Raw genomic sequence first — 16,258 nt, forward strand, 5'->3', positions numbered from 1 at the left:
TGTTATTGTCTGGTTGATAGCCACCAGGGTCATCTCGGTGCCCTCATGGCCAGGCAGCATGGACTTGCTCATGCCGCCTCTTCGGTATTCGTGATCGTCTCATAGCCGATCAGGCTGGCCAGTTCGGCCACCAGCATCGCTTGCGCCTCGGCCACGCTCTGCGGGCCGCCCAGGGCGCTGGTCTGGGTCATGGCCATGCCCGCATAGCCGCACGGATTGATGCGCAGGAAGGGGGTCATGTCCATGTTGACGTTGAGGGCTAGGCCGTGGAACGAGCAACCCTTGCGGATGCGCAGGCCGAGCGAGGCCAGTTTGGCTTCTGTCTGCAGCGAGGCGCCGAGCTGGTTCTTCACGTAGACGCCGGGGGCATCGGGTTTGGCATAAGCCTCAATCCCGCTCTTGGCCAGGGTGTTGATGATGGCGGCCTCAAGACAGGTCACCAGCTCGCGCACCGTCAGCTTGCTGCGGCGCACATCCACCAGCACGTAGAGCACCAGCTGGCCGGGGCCGTGATAGGTCACCTGGCCACCGCGATCGCTCTGCACCACCGGGATATCGCCGGGGGCGAGCAGGTGTTCGGCCTTGCCGGCCTGACCCTGGGTGTAGACGGGGTCGTGCTCCACCACCCAGAACTCGTCCGGGGTGTCGGGGGTACGGCTGTCGGTGAAGGCCTTCATGGCATCCCATACCGGCTGGTAGGGACGGCGGCCCAGCTGTCTGACCAGCAGCCGGGGGGCTGACGATGGTGATTCGGCGGGGGTTTGGAGTGACATCTTTCCTCACTGACAGGCGCTGGGGTCGGCCAGCGCGGCCACGACAGCCGGCTGGCAAATAATCAGTCGCCCCGGTGGCGGGGCGAGAGAGGCGACTTACAGGACGTAGCGAACCAGCTCTATGTTACCGAGTGCGGTATACATGGCTTCGATATGTTCCTTGCTCTGGGCGGTCACAGTGACCCGGACCGAGTGGTAGTTGCCCTTGGAGCTGGGCTGCACGGTCGGGCTGTAGGTACCGGGGGCGTGCTGCTGCAGCACTTCCACCACCATGTCCGGCAGCGCCGGGTCGGCAACGCCGAGCACCTTGAACGGGAACTTGCAGGGGAACTCCAGCAGTTCATCAAACTTGGTATTCATTTACTCACCTTTTGGTGTCGTCACGGGACGACTTCATCGCTTGTGGCTAGTGGCCGATGGCCCATCAGGGCCGCCATCTACCCGTCTGTGGCGGGCACTGCTCAAGTGTATATGGGCATTGCCCAGGCCGGGATCAAGGTCCGGTCTGGCAGACGAGGCATGGAGGTGCTGCTTTTTACCACAAATCGTCAGTCGGCGGAACCTGCAGATTGCAGGGTTATTGACTGGCCCGACCGCAAAAGACAGCAGCGGCGCCTGTTGGCGCCGCTGTTTGGTCAGGTTTGTGCGCAGGTTACTTGAACCAGCTGGAGACCAGCATCACCAGGTAATCCCACAGACGGCTCATCAGGCCACCTTCCTGTACCTCTTCCAGGGCGACCAGCGGAACCTGCTTGATCTCCTTGTCGCCTTGCTTGAGGAACACGGTACCGACCCGTTGGCCCTTGGCCAGCGGTGCCTTCAGCTCGCTCTCGAGCTGGAAGTCGGCCTTGAGGTTGTTGCCCTGGCCACGGGTGACCAGCACGGAGACGTCCTTGTCGACGCCCAGTTTCACTTCAGACTTGTCGCCCATCCAGATCTTCTGGGTCACCAGCTCGGTGCCGGCCTTGTACGGGGTCAGGCTCTGGAAGAAACGGAAACCGTAGGTGAGCAGTTTCTTGCTCTCGGCGGCGCGGGAGGCTTCGCTGCTGGCGCCCAGCACCACGGCGATCAGGCGCATGCCTTCATTGTTGGTGGCGGAGGAGACCAGGTTGTAGCCGACCTGGCTGACGTGGCCGGTCTTGATGCCGTCAACTTGCAGGGATTGATCCCACAGCAGACGGTTGCGGTTGTGCTGGGTGATGCCGTTGAACACGAAGGACTTCTGGGCGTAGATCTTGTACTCGTCCGGCAGGTCGCGGATCAGGGCCTGGCCCAGGCGCGCCATGTCGTGGGCGGTACTGTAGTGACCTTCCGCATCCAGTCCGTGCGGGTTCATGAAGTGGCTGTCGTTCATGCCGAGCTTGGCGGCCCAGCTGTTCATCAGGCTGGCGAAGGAGTCGGTGCTGCCGGCCAGGAATTCGGCCATGGCGACGCAGGCGTCGTTGCCGGACTGGATGATGATGCCCTTGTTGAGATCATCGACCGAGACCTGCTTACCCACCTCGATGAACATCTTGGAGGAGTCGGAGTAGTTCTTGGACCAGGCGTTCTGGCTGATGGTCACCATGTCGGTGCGCTTGATGTTCCCCTTCAGCAGCTCCTGGCCGATGATGTAGGAGGTCATCATCTTGGTCAGACTGGCGGGCGGCAGACGCTCTTCGGCGTTCTGCTCGGCCAGCACCTGACCCGAGTAGTAGTCGATCAGAATATGGGCCTTGGCGGAGATCTCCGGCGCGGCGGGAACGACCACGGGGTTGGCGTTCGGGGTCGGTACAGGCGTGTTGGCCTGAGCGGTGGCGCTTATCAGGGAGGCCAGAATAACTGAACGGGCAAATTTGGACATCTTGAAATTCCTGGAGCCTGGTTGGGGTAACCCAAGTTAAAAATGCGGGCTTCACTATACCAGAAGCGACCGTCGGTCAAAGCCCGACGTGCCATCTGGCCTGGTTTTTTATCCATCCGTTGCCGCCATCACGCCGGGAAACGACGTGATGGCGGGCGGTTGGCGGTGGTTCATGCTGGCTGAGCCACTCCCTATCAGGGGACGATGAAGGCTTGCTCCAGCCCCCCCTGACGGATCTGTTCGAGCAGGGCGGTCTGCTGAGCGGCGGGGACCGGCCCCAGCAGGACCCGGAAGATGGCGCCGTGGGCCGCCACCTGATAGGGCACCCCATGGCGCTGGGTCATCACCTTGCCCATCGCCTCGGCCCGTGCCTGCGAGCCGCTGGCCAGCACCTGGATCATCTTGCCCTCGCCGTTGCTGGCGGGCGTGGCCGCCTTGGCCACTGCCGGTTTGGCGGGTTTGGCGACCGGAGCCTTGACGGGGGCCGGTGTGGCCATGGCCAGTTCGGTGGGCTGACCGACGAAGCCGTCCTGAGCGGCGGGGGCCGCGGCCGCCGGCGTGGTCGGCGTCATCTCGATGGGCTTCATGGGGGCCATGATCACCATCTGGTCCGGGGTGTCGTTGATGAGCTCGACCCGCACCCGTGCCTCGCCCCCTTCCACCATCTCCAGCTGCTTGGCCGCCGCATGGGAGAGATCGATCAGTCGGTCGCTGCCGAAGGGGCCGCGATCGTTGACGCGCACTATGGTCTCCAGCCCGTTGTCCAGGTTGGTGACCCGCACATAGCTTGGCAGCGGCAGGTTGCGGTGGGCGGCGCTGAACAGCTTGCTGTCCTGCACGTCGCCATTGGCGGTCTTCTGGCCGTCCAGATCCTGCGCCAGCCAGCTGGCGGTCCCCTCTTCGCTGTAGTGCTTGATGTCGCGCCACACCTCGTTCTTCTGCTTGCCTATCCAGTAATCCCGGTTGCCGCTGGCGCTCAGGGGCTCGGGGCGCGGGATGGCGCCGGTAGCCTGCGGGATCTCGATGACCTGGGGTTTTTCCGGCTGGATCGGTTCGGGAGGCGGGGGAAGCTGTTCCGGCTGGCTGCTACAGGCGGCCAGCAACAAGGTCAGGCTGAGCGGGAGAAGTTTGTGGCTGTAATGCATACGCGTCCTGGATTGCTTGACTGAGTTGATGCACCGCCATCGCATAGAGCGGGCTGCGGTTATAGCGGGTGATCACATAAAAATTGTGGCGCGCGACCCAGTATTCCGGTCCATCGGCCTGTTCCAATGCCAGCAGTTTCACCGGCGTGTCGGGTGCCAGCGGGGTGGCGAGTTCAATGCCTGCGGTGGCCAGCTCGGCCCAGGTCTGGGTCAGCTCGGGGGCGGGCCCCAGCAGGGTACCCACTGGCGCCAGCCCGATCAAGGCGGGTTCGACCGGCGACTCCCCCCAGCGCCACTGGTGCTCGGCAAAATAGTGGGCAACGCTGCCGATGGCATCCACCGGGTTGGCGAACAGATCGCGCTTGCCGTCGCCGTCGAAGTCGACCGCGTAGTGGCGATAGCTGGAGGGCATGAACTGACCCATGCCCATGGCGCCGGCATAGGAACCCTTCAGGCGGGTGAGTGGCCACTTCTCTTCCCGGGCAAGCAGCACCAGCTGGGCAAACTCCTTGGCGAAGAAATCTGCCCGTTCGGGGTAGTGGAAGCCCAGGGTATAGAGGCTGTCGAGCACCGGATGGCGGCCCATCTGGCGGCCGTAGAAGGTCTCGATGCCGATGATGGCGACGATGAGCGACGCTGGCACCTGGTAGGTCTGTTCGGCCCGTGCCAGGGTGGCGGCGTGGCGTTGCCAGAAGTCGACGCCATCCCGGATCCGCTCCGGGGTGATGAACAGCGGCCGGTAGCGGTGCCAGGGTTTGGCCTCCCAGGGGCGGCTGATGGTGTCGAGCACCTCCTGGCGCAAGCGGGCCTGGGCCGCAGCGGCCTGCAGCTCGGCCAGCGGCACCTGTTGCTGCTCGGCGAGCCGGGCGAGCCCCGGGGGCTCGACGGCCGCCGTTGCGGTGAGGGCAACGAGAGAGAGCAGCAAACCGGCCAGTCGCATCAGGCGAGCAGCCTTCTGTGGGTCTGGATGGACATCAGGATGCCGAAACCGGCCATCAGGGTCACCATGGAGGTGCCGCCATAGCTCACCAGCGGCAGGGGGACCCCCACCACGGGTAGTATGCCGCTCACCATACCCATGTTGACGAACACGTAGACGAAGAAGGTGAGGGTCAGGGCACCGCCCAGCAGGCGCTCGAAGCTGTTCTGGGCCTGCATGGAGATGAACAGGCAGCGGCTGATGATGTAGAGGTAGATCACCAGCAGGAGGGCTACGCCCACCAGGCCGAACTCTTCGCTGAACACCGCGAAGATGAAGTCGGTGTGGCGCTCTGGTAGGAACTCCAGCTGGGACTGGGTGCCCTGCAGCCAGCCCTTGCCGAACACGCCGCCGGAGCCGATGGCTATCTTGGACTGGATGATGTGATAGCCGCGACCGAGCGGGTCCTTCTCTGGGTCCAGCAGCATCAGTACCCGCTGGCGCTGGTAGTCGTGCATCAGGAAGAACCAGAGTACCGGCATGAAGGCGCAGATGAGCAGCACCGCGAGGCCGATCAGCCACCAGCTGATCCCCGCCAGGAAGATCACGAAGAAGCCGGAGGCGGCCACCAGGATGGAGGTGCCGAGATCGGGCTGGGCCGCGATCAGCAGGGTGGGCAGCAGCACCATGATGAGACTCAGCACCAGGTGGCTGAACTTGGGCGGCAGCGAGTGGCGGCTGAGCCAGGCGGCCACCATGATGGGCATGGAGAGCTTCATCACCTCGGAGGGCTGAAACTTCATGAAGCCGAGGTCCAGCCAGCGCTGGGCCCCCTTACCGATATGGCCGAACACGTCCACCGCGACCAGCAGCAGCACCACCACCACGAACAGCGGCACCGACCAGCGGGCATAGAGGGAGGGGGGCAGCTGGGCCATGCCGATCATCAGGGCGAACGCCAGCCCGCCGCGCACCAGCTGGCGCACGATGGAGTCGACGTCCTGGCCGGAGGCGGAGTAGAGCACCACCATGGAGAGGGACATCAGGGTCAGCAGGCCGAGCAGCAGCGGCAAGTCGATGTGCAGCTTGTACCAGATGCTCTGCTGGCGAGCGGAATTACTCATGAGGAGCGACCTCTTCAGATTGGGGCTTCTTGGCCGGCGCCGGCGGCAGTTGCGGCTCCGGTGGCAGCAGGTAGGCGTCCAGCATCTGGCGGGCCACCGGAGCGGCCATGCTGCTGCCGCCACCGGCGTTTTCCAGTACCAGAGCGATGACCGCCTTGGGTGCTTCGAACGGGGCGAACGAGACGAACAGGGCGTTGTCGCGGTGCTCCACCTTGGTGGTGGCCGCGTTGTAGACCTGGTTCTCTTTCAGCCCCACCACCTGGGCGGTACCGGACTTGCCTGCCGCCTTGTAGGGGGTATTGGCAAAGGCGCGTCGACCGGTTCCCTCGTGACCGTTGATGACCCGCCACATGCCGTCCTTGGCCACCTGCCAGTAGCTGTCGCTCTTGGTCTGGATGGCCATGTTCGGGTTGATGGGGGCATTGACCACGCCATCGATGGAGGCGGTGCTCTTGAGCAGGTGCGGCGTCACGTCGTGGCCGTTCTGGGTCAGAATGCTGATCGCCTTGGCCAGCTGGATCGGGGTGGCGCTCCAGTAGCCCTGGCCGATGCCGATGGAGATGGTGTCACCCTGATACCAGGGCTGGCGCCAGCGAGCCATTTTCCAGTCGCGTGACGGCATCACCCCCTTGGTCTCCTCATACAGATCGACGCCGCTGTACTGACCGAAGCCGAACTTGGTCATGTAGCTGTTGATCTTGTCGATGCCGACCCGGTAGGCGAGATCGTAGAAGTAGGTATCCGCCGACACTTCGATGGCGCGGTAGACGTCGAGCCAGCCGTGACCCCAGCGGCGCCAGTCGCGGAACTTCTTGGTGGTGCCGGGGATGGAGAAGCTGGGGCCGCCGAAGTAGCGGTAGTTGGGGGTGATGGCCCCCTCGTTGAGCCCCATCACCGCCATCATGGGCTTGACGGTGGAGGCGGGGGCATAGATGCCCTGGGTGGTGCGGTTCACCAGCGGCCTTGCCGGATCGTTGAGCAGCGCCGAGTAGTTGGCGCTGGAGATGCCGGTCACGAACAAGTTGGGGTCGTAGCTCGGGCTCGACTCCATGGCCAGAATGGCGCCGGTATTGGGATCCATCATCACGATGGCGCCACGGCGACCGGCCAGCAACTCCTGCGCCTTGAGCTGCAGGCGGATGTCGATGTTGAGGTAGATGTCCTTGCCGGGCTCGGGCGGCTGGAACTTGAGGGTACGCACCACCCGGCCGCGGTTGTTGACCTCGACCTCCTGGTAGCCGGCCACGCCGTGCAGCTGATCCTCGTAGTATTTCTCCACCCCCTGCTTGCCGATGTCCTTGGTGGCGGCATAGTTGGCGAGCTTGTCCTCCTTGTCGAGGCGCTCCACGTCGCGGGTGTTGATCTTGGCCACATAGCCCAGCGCATGGGTGAGGGTGTCACCGAACGGATAGTAGCGCTTGAGGTAGGCCTCGATGCTGACCCCGGGGTAGTTGTGCTGGTTGACCGAGAAGAGGGCGACCTGATACTCGGTCAGCTTCTCGAACAGGGCCACCGGCTTGAAGCGGCGCTGACGCTTGACCTCGGCCAGGAACTTCTCCTTGGTGCCCTCCGGCAGCTTCAGCAGGGTGATCAGCTCGTCGGCGGTCCTCTCCAGATCCTTGGTCTCTTCCGGCACTATCTCCAGACTGTAGACCGGGCGGTTCTCCGCCAGCAGCACGCCGTTGGCGTCATAGATGAGGCCGCGGGGCGGCGCCACCGGCACCACCCGGATGCGGTTGTCGTTGGAGCGGGTCTGGTAGGTGTCGTAAGACTCGACCTGCAGATAATAGAGGTTGCCCAGCAGCACCAGCATCAGCACTATCATGCCAACGTAGGCGACCAGGGTACGTCGGAAGAAGAGGCGACCCTCGGCGCTGTGGTCGCGCATCTCGATGCGATTCTTCAGCATGCCGCTACCTTATGACTGTCGAGCAGGTGAGAAACGGGGTGCAGATGTGCATGCTCACGCTCTGTGATTCGGGTTTGAGAGGGGAATGCTGATGCTGGAATAGCTCATGGCTCACTCTCTGTGATACGGATGATTGGTGGTAATGCTCCAGGCGCGATAGAGGCTCTCGGCCACCAGCACCCGCACCAGCGGGTGGGGCAGGGTCAGCGGCGACAGCGACCAGCTCTGTTCGGCCGCAGCCTTACACTCGGGCGACAGCCCTTCAGGGCCGCCTACCAGCAGGGCCACGTCCCGGCCATCCAGCTTCCAGGCTTCAAGTTGCACGGCGAGCTGCTCGGTGGTCCAGGGTTTGCCGGGAATATCCAGGGTCACGATACGCGAACGACCGGCCGCCGCCAGCATGGCTTCCCCCTCTTTTTGCAGAATGCGGGGGATGTCGGCATTTTTGCCACGTTTGCCGGCGCCGATCTCGACCAGCTCGAACGGCATGTCTTTGGGGAAACGACGACGATACTCTTCGAAGCCATGCTCTACCCAGGCGGGCATCTTGGTGCCCACCGCAATCAACTGGATCTTCATCGTTTATTACACTTGTACTCGGTTATTGCGCGTTCACTTGAGCGGTGCCGCTCCAGAGTTTTTCCAGCTGGTAGAAGTCGCGATGCTCATCCTGCATCACGTGCACGATCACCGACCCCAGATCCACCAGTACCCACTCGCCGGTGAGCTGGCCTTCCACGCTGAGCAGATCGAGCCCGGCATGGCGGGCTTCGCTGGCCAGATGGTGGGCGATGGCGCTGACGTGACGGCTGGAGTTGCCGGAACAGACGATCATGGTGTCGGTGATGCTGGATTTGCCGCGTACATCGAGGGTGATGATGTCGCGGCCTTTCATGTCATCGATCTTGTCGACGATAAAGGCATGCAATTCTTGACCTTGCAATGAGTCTCTCCTGTATTCCGGCGCGCTTTCACGGCGTGAGGGCGGCGGATTATATCATGGTCACTCCCGTTTCCCAGTGCGGCGAAGGGGAGTGGAACAGGGGCCGTGCCCGCTTGGCAAACTCGCCCCCTGTTGATCACTATAGTGCGCGATCCGTGCCGGACAACCACCGGCAGCGATCGGGTTCATGCCGGCCGGTACAGCCCCTGCTGGCGAATATATTGTGCCACCGACGGCGGCAGCAGATAGCGGGGATCCGCGCCCGTCGCCAGCAGCGCCCGCAGGCGGGTGGCCGACAGCTCGACCGGCAGATTGTCCGCCAGCCAGATGCGGCCGTGGCGCAGCCGGTGCAGATCTGCCACCTGCCGGCTCTGGTGGCGGGCCAGCAGCTCGGCCACCTCGGCCGGGTAGTCCGGTTGCCAGCCGGGGCGGGTACTCACCACCAGGTGGGCGTAATCGAGCAGCTCCTGCCAGCGGTGCCAGCTCGGCAGGCCGAGCAGGGAGTCCATCCCCATCAAAAAGCAGAGCGGGGTGTTCGGCAGTTCATGACGCAGCTCGATGAGGGTGTCGATGGTCCAGGAGGGGGTGTCCCGCTTGAGCTCCCGCTCATCCACCACGAAGCCCGGGTTTTCCGCCGCTGCCAGGGCGACCATGGCCAGACGCTGCTCGCTCGAGCAGAAGGGGCTGGCCCGGTGGGGCGGAATATGGTTCGGCAGCAGGCGCACTTCGGCCAGGCCCAGGGCGTCGCGGGCCTCGATGGCCGGGCGCAGGTGACCGATGTGGATGGGATCGAACGTCCCCCCCAGAATGCCGATGGGTGGTTTCAACATGGGCTCCCTCCGGTGACGGCCGGGATGTCGACGGGCTGGCTCATGCGTCAGATCCCGCCAGCGGCAAGGGGGTGCCATCGCGAAAACCGAGGGCGAGGGTCTGCAGCATCAGCCAGGCCTGTTCGGTATCGAAGCGACGCTGGGCGTCGTCGAGCCGGGCCATCAGCTGCCACAACTGCTGCAGCTTGGCAAAGGGCAGCCGGGTCAGCGCCTGTTGAATGAGTTGCTGGCGGCTCTGCCAGATGCGCAGGCGGGAGAAGTGCTCCACCAGCGGCTGACCGGCCCTGGCCGCCAGCGCCAGCTCGGTGAGCTGCTCCAGCTCGCGGCACAGGGCCCAGGCCAGCATGCCGGGTTCGGTACCCTCGGCGCGCAGGGCCAGCAGGATGCGCTGTGCCCGGTTCACCTTTCCTTCCAGCAGGGTGTCGATGAGCTGGAACGGGGTGAAGTGGGCGTGGCGGATGATGGTCTCCTGCAGATAGGCGACGCTGATGGGCTGGGGTGGCGAGAGCAGGGTCAGCTTCTCTATCTCCTGGCTGGCGGCCAGCAGATTGCCCTCGTAGGAGTGGCACATGAAGTTGACCGCATCCGGCAGCGCCTTCAGCCCGAAGCGCTGGAAGCGGGCGCTCATCCAGCGCGGAAAGAAGCGGGGCTCGGGGTGGTTGACCGGCACATAGGTGCCGCTCTGGCTCAGCTTGTCGAACCAGGCTGCCTTCATCTGGGTCTGGTTGAGGCGATTACCGCTCAGGACCAGCAGCAGGTCTGGGTGCAGCTGCTTGCCGATCTCGCTGATGCGGGCGGCCAACTCCTTGTCGACCTTGGCCGGCAGCTCCAGCTCGATGATCTGGCGGGCCGAGAACAGGCTCATGGCCTGGCAGGCATCGTAGACCTGATTCCAGTCCAGTCCCTGTTCCACCACGAAGCTGTGGCGCTCATCGAAGCCCTGTTTGCGCGCCACCTGGCGCACGGCATCGATGGCTTCCAGCTTGAGCAGGGGCTCGTCCCCAAAAATGAGATAGCAGGGCTTGAGCCCTGCCTTGAGATGGTCCGCGAGTTGTTCAGGGTAAATCCGCATCAGAACCTGGCCTGGTTGAGGGGGAAGGATGCACGGTCGATGGCTTGCTCATTCTTGAACAGGGGAGCGTCCCCAAAAATGAGATAGCAGGGCTTGAGCCCTGCTTTGAGGTGATCCGCAAACTGCTCGGGATAGACTCTCATCAACGAACTCTCATCAAGATACTTGCATCAGAACTTGACCTGGCTGAGCTGGCGGATCACCAGGTTGGCGGCCTGCTCCTGCATCTCCTTGCCAAGCTGTTCCTGTTCGCGGGAGGAGGCGAGTGCCGCGTCCGGCTTGTTCAGGAAACTGCGGTTGAAGGCGATGGGGAAGACCTGGGTCGGTTTGCCCGGCATGGAGACGGTGAACTGGGTGTTGTAGCCCAGCACGTATTCACGGGCCTGGCCGATGGAGTCAACGGAGGCGACCTGGCTGGTGCTGCCGACGCCGGACAGGGTCAGCACCGGGATGCCCTCCTTGTCGGCGAGCTGCACGCCGGCCGCCTTGAGGCGGGTGGTGACCAGCCGATAAAAATCGCTCTTGTTGTCACCGACCACCTTCATGGTCATCAACTCGGGCGGGATGGCGGTGCCGCGCATCTGAAAACCGCAGGCCTGCAGCAGCAGACCGGTCAGCAGTATGGTCAGCCAGCGAGTGAGGGTGGTGCCCATAGAAAATCCTCTTTGCATGAAGTGAAGAGCGGCGGGCGCAGGGCCCGCCGTTATCATCCGTTTGCTGTTACCGCCTGGCAACCAGACGGTCAGTCTGCATGGCCAGGCGGTATGGCATCAGTTGGCCACGATGTTGAGCAGTTTGCCCGGCACGTAGATCACCTTGCGCACGGTCAGGCCGTCGGTGAACTTCTGCACCGAGGCATCGGCCATGGCCAGCTTCTCGACGTCGGCCTGGCTGATCTCGGCCGGCACGGTCAGCTTGCCGCGCATCTTGCCGTTGATCTGCACCACCACCAGCTTCTCGGTCTCGACCATGGCCGCTTCGTCGGCCACCGGCCAGACGGCGTGATCCACGTCGTCGCCCTTGCCCAGCATCTTCCACAGCTCGAAGCCGATGTGCGGGGTGATGGGGTAGAGCATGACCACGACCGCTTCCAGCGCTTCCTGCATCAGGGCGCGATCCTGCTCGTCGCTGCCCAGCTTGGCCAGGTTGTTCATCAGCTCCATGATGGCGGCGATGGCGGTGTTGAAGGTCTGACGGCGACCCACGTCGTCGCTCACCTTGGCGATGGTCTTGTGCAGCTCGCGGCGCACGGCCTTCTGGTCGGCGCTGAGTGCCGCCACATTCAGTGCGGGAGCTACGCCAGCACTGACGTGCTCGAAGGTGATGCGCCACAGGCGACGCAGGAAGCGCTGGGCACCCTCGACGCCGGAGTCGGACCACTCCAGGGTCATCTCGGCCGGCGAGGCGAACATCATGAACAGACGCACGGTATCGGCGCCGTAACGCTCCACCATCAGTTGCGGGTCGATGCCGTTGTTCTTGGACTTGGACATCTTGGTCATGCCGGAGTGAATCACTTCACGGCCTTCATTGTCGACGGCCTTGGTGATGCGGCCTTTCTCGTCACGCTCCACCTTGACGTCGGTCGGGCTGACCCAGACGTTGCCGCCCTTCTCGTCTTTGTAGTAGAAGGCGTCGGCCAGTACCATGCCCTGGCAGAGCAGGCGCTTGAACGGCTCGTCGCTGTTCACCAGGCCTGCGTCACGCAGCAGCTTGTGGAAGAAGCGGGCGTAGAGCAGGTGCATACAGGCGTGCTCGATACCGCCGATGTACTGATCCACCGGCAGCCAGTGGTTGGCCGCCGCCGGATCCAGCATGCCCTTGTCGTAGTCCGGGGAGCAGTAGCGGGCGTAGTACCAGGAGGACTCCATGAAGGTGTCGAAGGTATCGGTCTCGCGGAACGCTTCCTGACCGTTGTAGGTGGTCTTGGCCCACTCGGCGTCGGCCTTGATCGGGCTCTGGATACCGTCCATCACCACGTCTTCCGGCAGCAGTACCGGCAGTTGATCTTCAGGGGTCGGCACGACGGTGCCGTCGGCCAGGGTCAGCATCGGGATGGGGGCACCCCAGTAGCGCTGACGGGAGACACCCCAGTCGCGCAGACGGAAGTTGACGGTGCGCTTGCCGCAGCCAAGGCTCTCCAGCTTGCTGGCGATGGCATCGAATGCCGGCTGGAACTCGAGTCCGTCGAACTCGCCGGAGTTGAACAGCACGCCCTTGTCGGTGTAGGCGGCGTCGATCACGTTCGGCAGCTCGCCATCGACCGGCTTGATGACCGGCTTGATCTCGAGACCGTACTTGGTGGCGAACTCATGGTCGCGCAGGTCGTGGCCCGGTACCGCCATCACGGCGCCGGTGCCGTAGTTCATCAGCACGAAGTTGGCGACCCAGACCGGCACCTTGCGGCCATCCAGCGGGTGAATGGCGTAGAGGCCGGTGGCCATGCCCTTCTTCTCCATGGTGGCGAGCTCGGCTTCGGCCACCTTGGTGTTCTTGCACTCTTCGATAAAGGCGGCCAGTTCCGGATTGGTCTGGGCTGCCTGCAGCGCCAGCGGGTGGCCGGCGGCGATACCGACATAGGTCACGCCCATGAAGGTGTCCGGACGGGTGGTGTAGACCTCCAGATGCTCAGCCTGACCCTCGATGGCGAAGCTGATGTTGACCCCTTCGGAGCGGCCAATCCAGTTGCGCTGCATGGTCTTGACCATCTCAGGCCAGCCTTCGAGGTTGTCGATGTCGTTCAGCAGCTCTTCGGCGTAATCGGTGATCTTGATGAACCACTGGGGGATCTCTTTCTGCTCCACCGGGGTGTCACAGCGCCAGCAGCAGTTGTCCACCACCTGCTCGTTGGCCAGTACAGTCATGTCGTTCGGGCACCAGTTGACGGAGGAGGTCTTCTTGTAGACCAGGCCCTTCTCGTAGAGCTTGGTGAAGAACCACTGCTCCCAGCGGTAGTAGTCTGGCTTGCAGGTGGCCAGCTCGCGATCCCAGTCATAACCCAGACCCAGCATCTTCAGCTGGTTCTTCATGTATTCGATGTTTTCGTAGGTCCAGGGCGCCGGTGCCGTGTTGTTCTTGATGGCGGCGTTTTCCGCCGGCAGGCCGAATGCGTCCCAACCGATGGGTTGCAGCACGTTCTTGCCATTGAGGCGTTGATAACGGGAGATCACATCACCTATGGTGTAGTTGCGAACGTGCCCCATGTGTAGACGACCAGACGGATAGGGGAACATGGAGAGGCAGTAGAACTTTTCCTTGTCTACTTTCTCCACCGCCTTGAAGGTTTTCTTGGCATCCCAGTGCTTTTGCACTGCTGGTTCTATGGATTGGGGAACGTATTGCTCTTGCATTGGTGACATCCGGATCTGTGAAATGGATAGATAAATCAGCTGGGAAATCGCAATAGAATACCCATATCCTGCGGCGGCAACAACCGCCAGCGTCCCTCGGGCCTTAAGCCGGGCCTGATCAGGGTTCAGTAGAGGAGTAACGGCCATGGACAAACGTCAAAAAGGGTACGAAGCCTTCATTGCCGAGCTGCAAAAGCAGTGGCAAGAGACAGAACAGTTCCAGGGGGAGCGCCTCAATCGGATGATCGCCAAGGTGCAGGCCTATCTGGAGGCGGCCGGGGATCTGACCCAGGACGAGCTGGCGCTGATCGCCGAGTATGTGAAGCGGGATCTGGGCAACTATGACGAGGGGCGCAAGGATGAGCAGGTGGAGGAGTCCGCCTTCATGCTGGCGCTCAAAGACACCGCCTGGTCCTGGCTGGCGGACGTGACCGACCGCACCCAGGTGGAGTGGCAGGAGCTGGCGGACGAGCTGGAGCACAAGGGGGTCTACCGGGCTGGCGACTGGGTGGGGCTCGGGGTCTTGGTGTGCGATCACTGCGAGTGGCGCCATACCGTGCTACATCCTGAGCAGCTCGGCACCTGTCCCGAATGCGGGGCCGATGAGTATCACCGTGAGCCGCTCTCTCCCTAAGCCGCCAGACGGTGCCAAGCCATAAGCCAAACCAAAAAAAGAGGCGCCCAAGGGCGCCTCTCCTCATTTATCGGGTTGTACGACCGGGTCAGCCCTTGCGCGCCCAGGGGTGGGCGCGGGGGCGCAGCCCCAGTCCCAGCGCCAGCAGCAGGGCGGCGATGCCATACATGGGCCAGCTGCCAAAGCGCAGGTAGGGGGTCTCGCCGTGGGCGGGACGCACCTCGGTGCGCAGCACGCCGGCCTCGAACTGCGGGATCTGGGCGATGATGCTGCCGTCAGTCTCGGTGACGATGGTGATGCCGGTGTTGGTGTCGCGCAGCAGCGGGCGAGCCAGCTCGAGGGCACGCATGCGGGCGATCTCCATGTGCTGCCAGGGACCGATGCTGGTGCCGAACCAGGCGTCGTTGGAGACGGTCAGCAGGAAGTCGGTATCCGGCTGCACGTTGCGGCGCACCTCGTCCGGGAAGATGATTTCGTAGCAGATGGCGGCGGCAAACTTGAGCCCCTTGGCGATCAGATTCGGCTGCACCTCGTCACCGCGGCTGAAGGAGGACATGGGCAGATTGAAGAAGGGCGCGATGGGGCGCAGCAGATCTTCAAGGGGCACGAACTCGCCGATGGGCAGCAGGTGGTATTTGTAGTAACGGTTCTTGTGCTGGTAGTAGTAGGACTCCTTGCCTTCCGCATCCTGCACCCCCATGCCGAGCACGGTATTGAAGAAGCGCTGCTGCTCGAGATCGTAGTGGATGATCCCCGCCAGTAGGCCGGTATCGTTCACCTTCATCGCCTTGTCCAGGCTCTCCAGGTAGTTGCCCATCTCCTTCTCGATGGCCGGAATGGCCGATTCCGGCCAGACGATGATGTCGGCATCCTGGTTCTCGCGGCTGAGATCCTGATACTTGCGCACCGTCGGCACCAGCGCCTCCGGATCCCACTTGAGGGACTGTTCGATGTTGCCCTGCACCAACGCCACCTTGACCGGTTCACCACGGGTTACCCAGCTCAGCTGCATCAGCCCCTGGGCGGCCCCCACCAGGGCCACCGGCACCAGCAGCCAGGCCGGCTTGCGGCTCTGCCAGAGCAGCCAGAGGGCGGAGGCGGTCAACAGCAGCGCCAGGGTGATGCCCTGCACGCCGAGAATGGGGGCAAAGCCCTTGAGCGGCCCGTCAATCTGGCTGTAGCCGAACCAGAGCCAGGGGAAGCCGGTCATCACCCAGCCGCGCAGCCAGTCGGCCATCAGCCAGAGTGCCGGGAAGGCGAGCAGCCAGCGGCTCCAGTGACGACCGCTGAAGAAGCGGGCGAAGGCCCAGCAGGCCAGGGTCGGATAGAGCGCCAGATAGGCTGACAGCCCGGCCAGCAGCACGAAGGCCACCGGCAGCGGAATGCCGCCGAACATGGTCATGCTGACGTGGATCCACCACAGCCCCGGCAAAAACAGCCCCATGGCGTAGCCAAAGCCACGCCATGCCGCCTGCTTGGGGTTGGCCTTGTCCAGCAGGGCGTAGAGGCCGAGCAGGGAGGGGATCACCAGCGGCCAGTAGTTGAAGGGCGAGAAGGCGAGCACGGCGATGGCGCCAGAGGCCATGGCAAACAGGCTGGTCAGGAGTTTTGATTTCACGGGCTGTAATTTCACGGGCGATAAGGCTCGGATTGAACTGCAATGGGTTGAGTGGCCGGTATCTTAACCCGTAAAGGCGGTCAACGGCGAGCCTCCCG

16 protein-coding genes are annotated in these 16,258 nt (G+C 63.3%); 1 reads left to right on the forward strand and 15 read right to left on the reverse strand.

What is annotated here, in order from left to right:
• Nucleotides 1-68: 68 nt before the first annotated feature.
• From lipB to leuS, 14 genes are all read right to left on the reverse strand, one after another.
• Nucleotides 69-773 (reverse strand): lipoyl(octanoyl) transferase LipB, encoded by a 705-nt coding sequence (gene lipB / locus C2U40_RS04095; RefSeq protein ID WP_103826927.1) that lies wholly within the window; start codon nt 771-773, stop codon nt 69-71.
• Nucleotides 774-869: 96 nt separating this feature from the next.
• Nucleotides 870-1,133 carry a DUF493 family protein YbeD gene (gene ybeD / locus C2U40_RS04100; RefSeq protein ID WP_005298227.1) on the reverse strand — a complete coding sequence of 88 codons (264 nt, stop codon included), beginning with the start codon at nt 1,131-1,133 and terminating at the stop codon, nt 870-872.
• 292 nt (nt 1,134-1,425) lie between these two features.
• On the reverse strand, nt 1,426-2,616 hold the full coding sequence (locus C2U40_RS04105) for a D-alanyl-D-alanine carboxypeptidase family protein (RefSeq protein WP_011707032.1): 1,191 nt from the start codon (nt 2,614-2,616) through the stop codon (nt 1,426-1,428).
• Between the two features lie 194 nt (nt 2,617-2,810).
• On the reverse strand, nt 2,811-3,761 hold the full coding sequence (locus tag C2U40_RS04110) for a septal ring lytic transglycosylase RlpA family protein (protein ID WP_103826928.1): 951 nt from the start codon (nt 3,759-3,761) through the stop codon (nt 2,811-2,813).
• The gene (gene mltB / locus C2U40_RS04115) at nt 3,703-4,701 is read right to left on the reverse strand and encodes a lytic murein transglycosylase B (RefSeq protein WP_103826929.1); all 999 of its coding nucleotides are present in this window, start codon (nt 4,699-4,701) and stop codon (nt 3,703-3,705) included. Before mltB ends, C2U40_RS04110 begins: the two co-directional genes overlap by 59 nt.
• Entirely contained in the window at nt 4,701-5,804 is a 1,104-nt protein-coding gene (gene rodA / locus C2U40_RS04120) for a rod shape-determining protein RodA (protein ID WP_016351680.1), read from the reverse strand. The genes mltB and rodA overlap by 1 nt, the downstream gene beginning before the upstream one ends.
• Nucleotides 5,797-7,713, reverse strand: a complete 1,917-nt coding sequence (gene mrdA / locus C2U40_RS04125) for a penicillin-binding protein 2 (RefSeq protein WP_103826930.1) — start codon at nt 7,711-7,713, stop codon at nt 5,797-5,799. The genes rodA and mrdA overlap by 8 nt, the downstream gene beginning before the upstream one ends.
• A gap of 111 nt (nt 7,714-7,824) precedes the next feature.
• The gene (gene rlmH, locus C2U40_RS04130; RefSeq protein WP_005298242.1) at nt 7,825-8,292 is read right to left on the reverse strand and encodes a 23S rRNA (pseudouridine(1915)-N(3))-methyltransferase RlmH; all 468 of its coding nucleotides are present in this window, start codon (nt 8,290-8,292) and stop codon (nt 7,825-7,827) included.
• Nucleotides 8,293-8,314: 22 nt separating this feature from the next.
• A complete protein-coding gene (rsfS, locus tag C2U40_RS04135; protein WP_011707026.1) occupies nt 8,315-8,656 on the reverse strand; it encodes a ribosome silencing factor in 342 nt (113 codons plus the stop codon).
• 185 nt (nt 8,657-8,841) lie between these two features.
• Nucleotides 8,842-9,486: a nicotinate-nucleotide adenylyltransferase gene (gene nadD, locus C2U40_RS04140; RefSeq protein WP_103826931.1), complete on the reverse strand. Its 645-nt coding sequence runs from the start codon at nt 9,484-9,486 to the stop codon at nt 8,842-8,844.
• Nucleotides 9,487-9,526: 40 nt separating this feature from the next.
• Nucleotides 9,527-10,558 carry a DNA polymerase III subunit delta gene (gene holA / locus C2U40_RS04145; protein WP_011707024.1) on the reverse strand — a complete coding sequence of 344 codons (1,032 nt, stop codon included), beginning with the start codon at nt 10,556-10,558 and terminating at the stop codon, nt 9,527-9,529.
• Nucleotides 10,558-10,701 carry a hypothetical protein gene (locus C2U40_RS04150; RefSeq protein ID WP_041216680.1) on the reverse strand — a complete coding sequence of 48 codons (144 nt, stop codon included), beginning with the start codon at nt 10,699-10,701 and terminating at the stop codon, nt 10,558-10,560. Before C2U40_RS04150 ends, holA begins: the two co-directional genes overlap by 1 nt.
• A gap of 27 nt (nt 10,702-10,728) precedes the next feature.
• Nucleotides 10,729-11,211, reverse strand: a complete 483-nt coding sequence (locus C2U40_RS04155; RefSeq protein ID WP_016351676.1) for an LPS-assembly lipoprotein LptE — start codon at nt 11,209-11,211, stop codon at nt 10,729-10,731.
• A 117-nt stretch (nt 11,212-11,328) separates the two neighbouring features.
• Nucleotides 11,329-13,908 carry a leucine--tRNA ligase gene (leuS, locus tag C2U40_RS04160; protein ID WP_103826932.1) on the reverse strand — a complete coding sequence of 860 codons (2,580 nt, stop codon included), beginning with the start codon at nt 13,906-13,908 and terminating at the stop codon, nt 11,329-11,331.
• A 145-nt stretch (nt 13,909-14,053) separates the two neighbouring features.
• Between leuS and C2U40_RS04165 the strand changes: the two genes are divergently transcribed.
• A complete protein-coding gene (locus tag C2U40_RS04165) occupies nt 14,054-14,542 on the forward strand; it encodes a zinc ribbon-containing protein (RefSeq protein ID WP_005298255.1) in 489 nt (162 codons plus the stop codon).
• Nucleotides 14,543-14,630: 88 nt separating this feature from the next.
• Here C2U40_RS04165 and lnt read toward each other — a convergent pair whose 3' ends face one another.
• Nucleotides 14,631-16,175, reverse strand: coding sequence for an apolipoprotein N-acyltransferase (gene lnt, locus C2U40_RS04170; protein WP_103826933.1), 1,545 nt, complete (start codon nt 16,173-16,175; stop codon nt 14,631-14,633).
• Nucleotides 16,176-16,258 lie beyond the last annotated feature (83 nt).

The organism is Aeromonas sp. ASNIH4 (assembly GCF_002934425.1).
Classification (GTDB): domain Bacteria; phylum Pseudomonadota; class Gammaproteobacteria; order Enterobacterales; family Aeromonadaceae; genus Aeromonas; species Aeromonas hydrophila.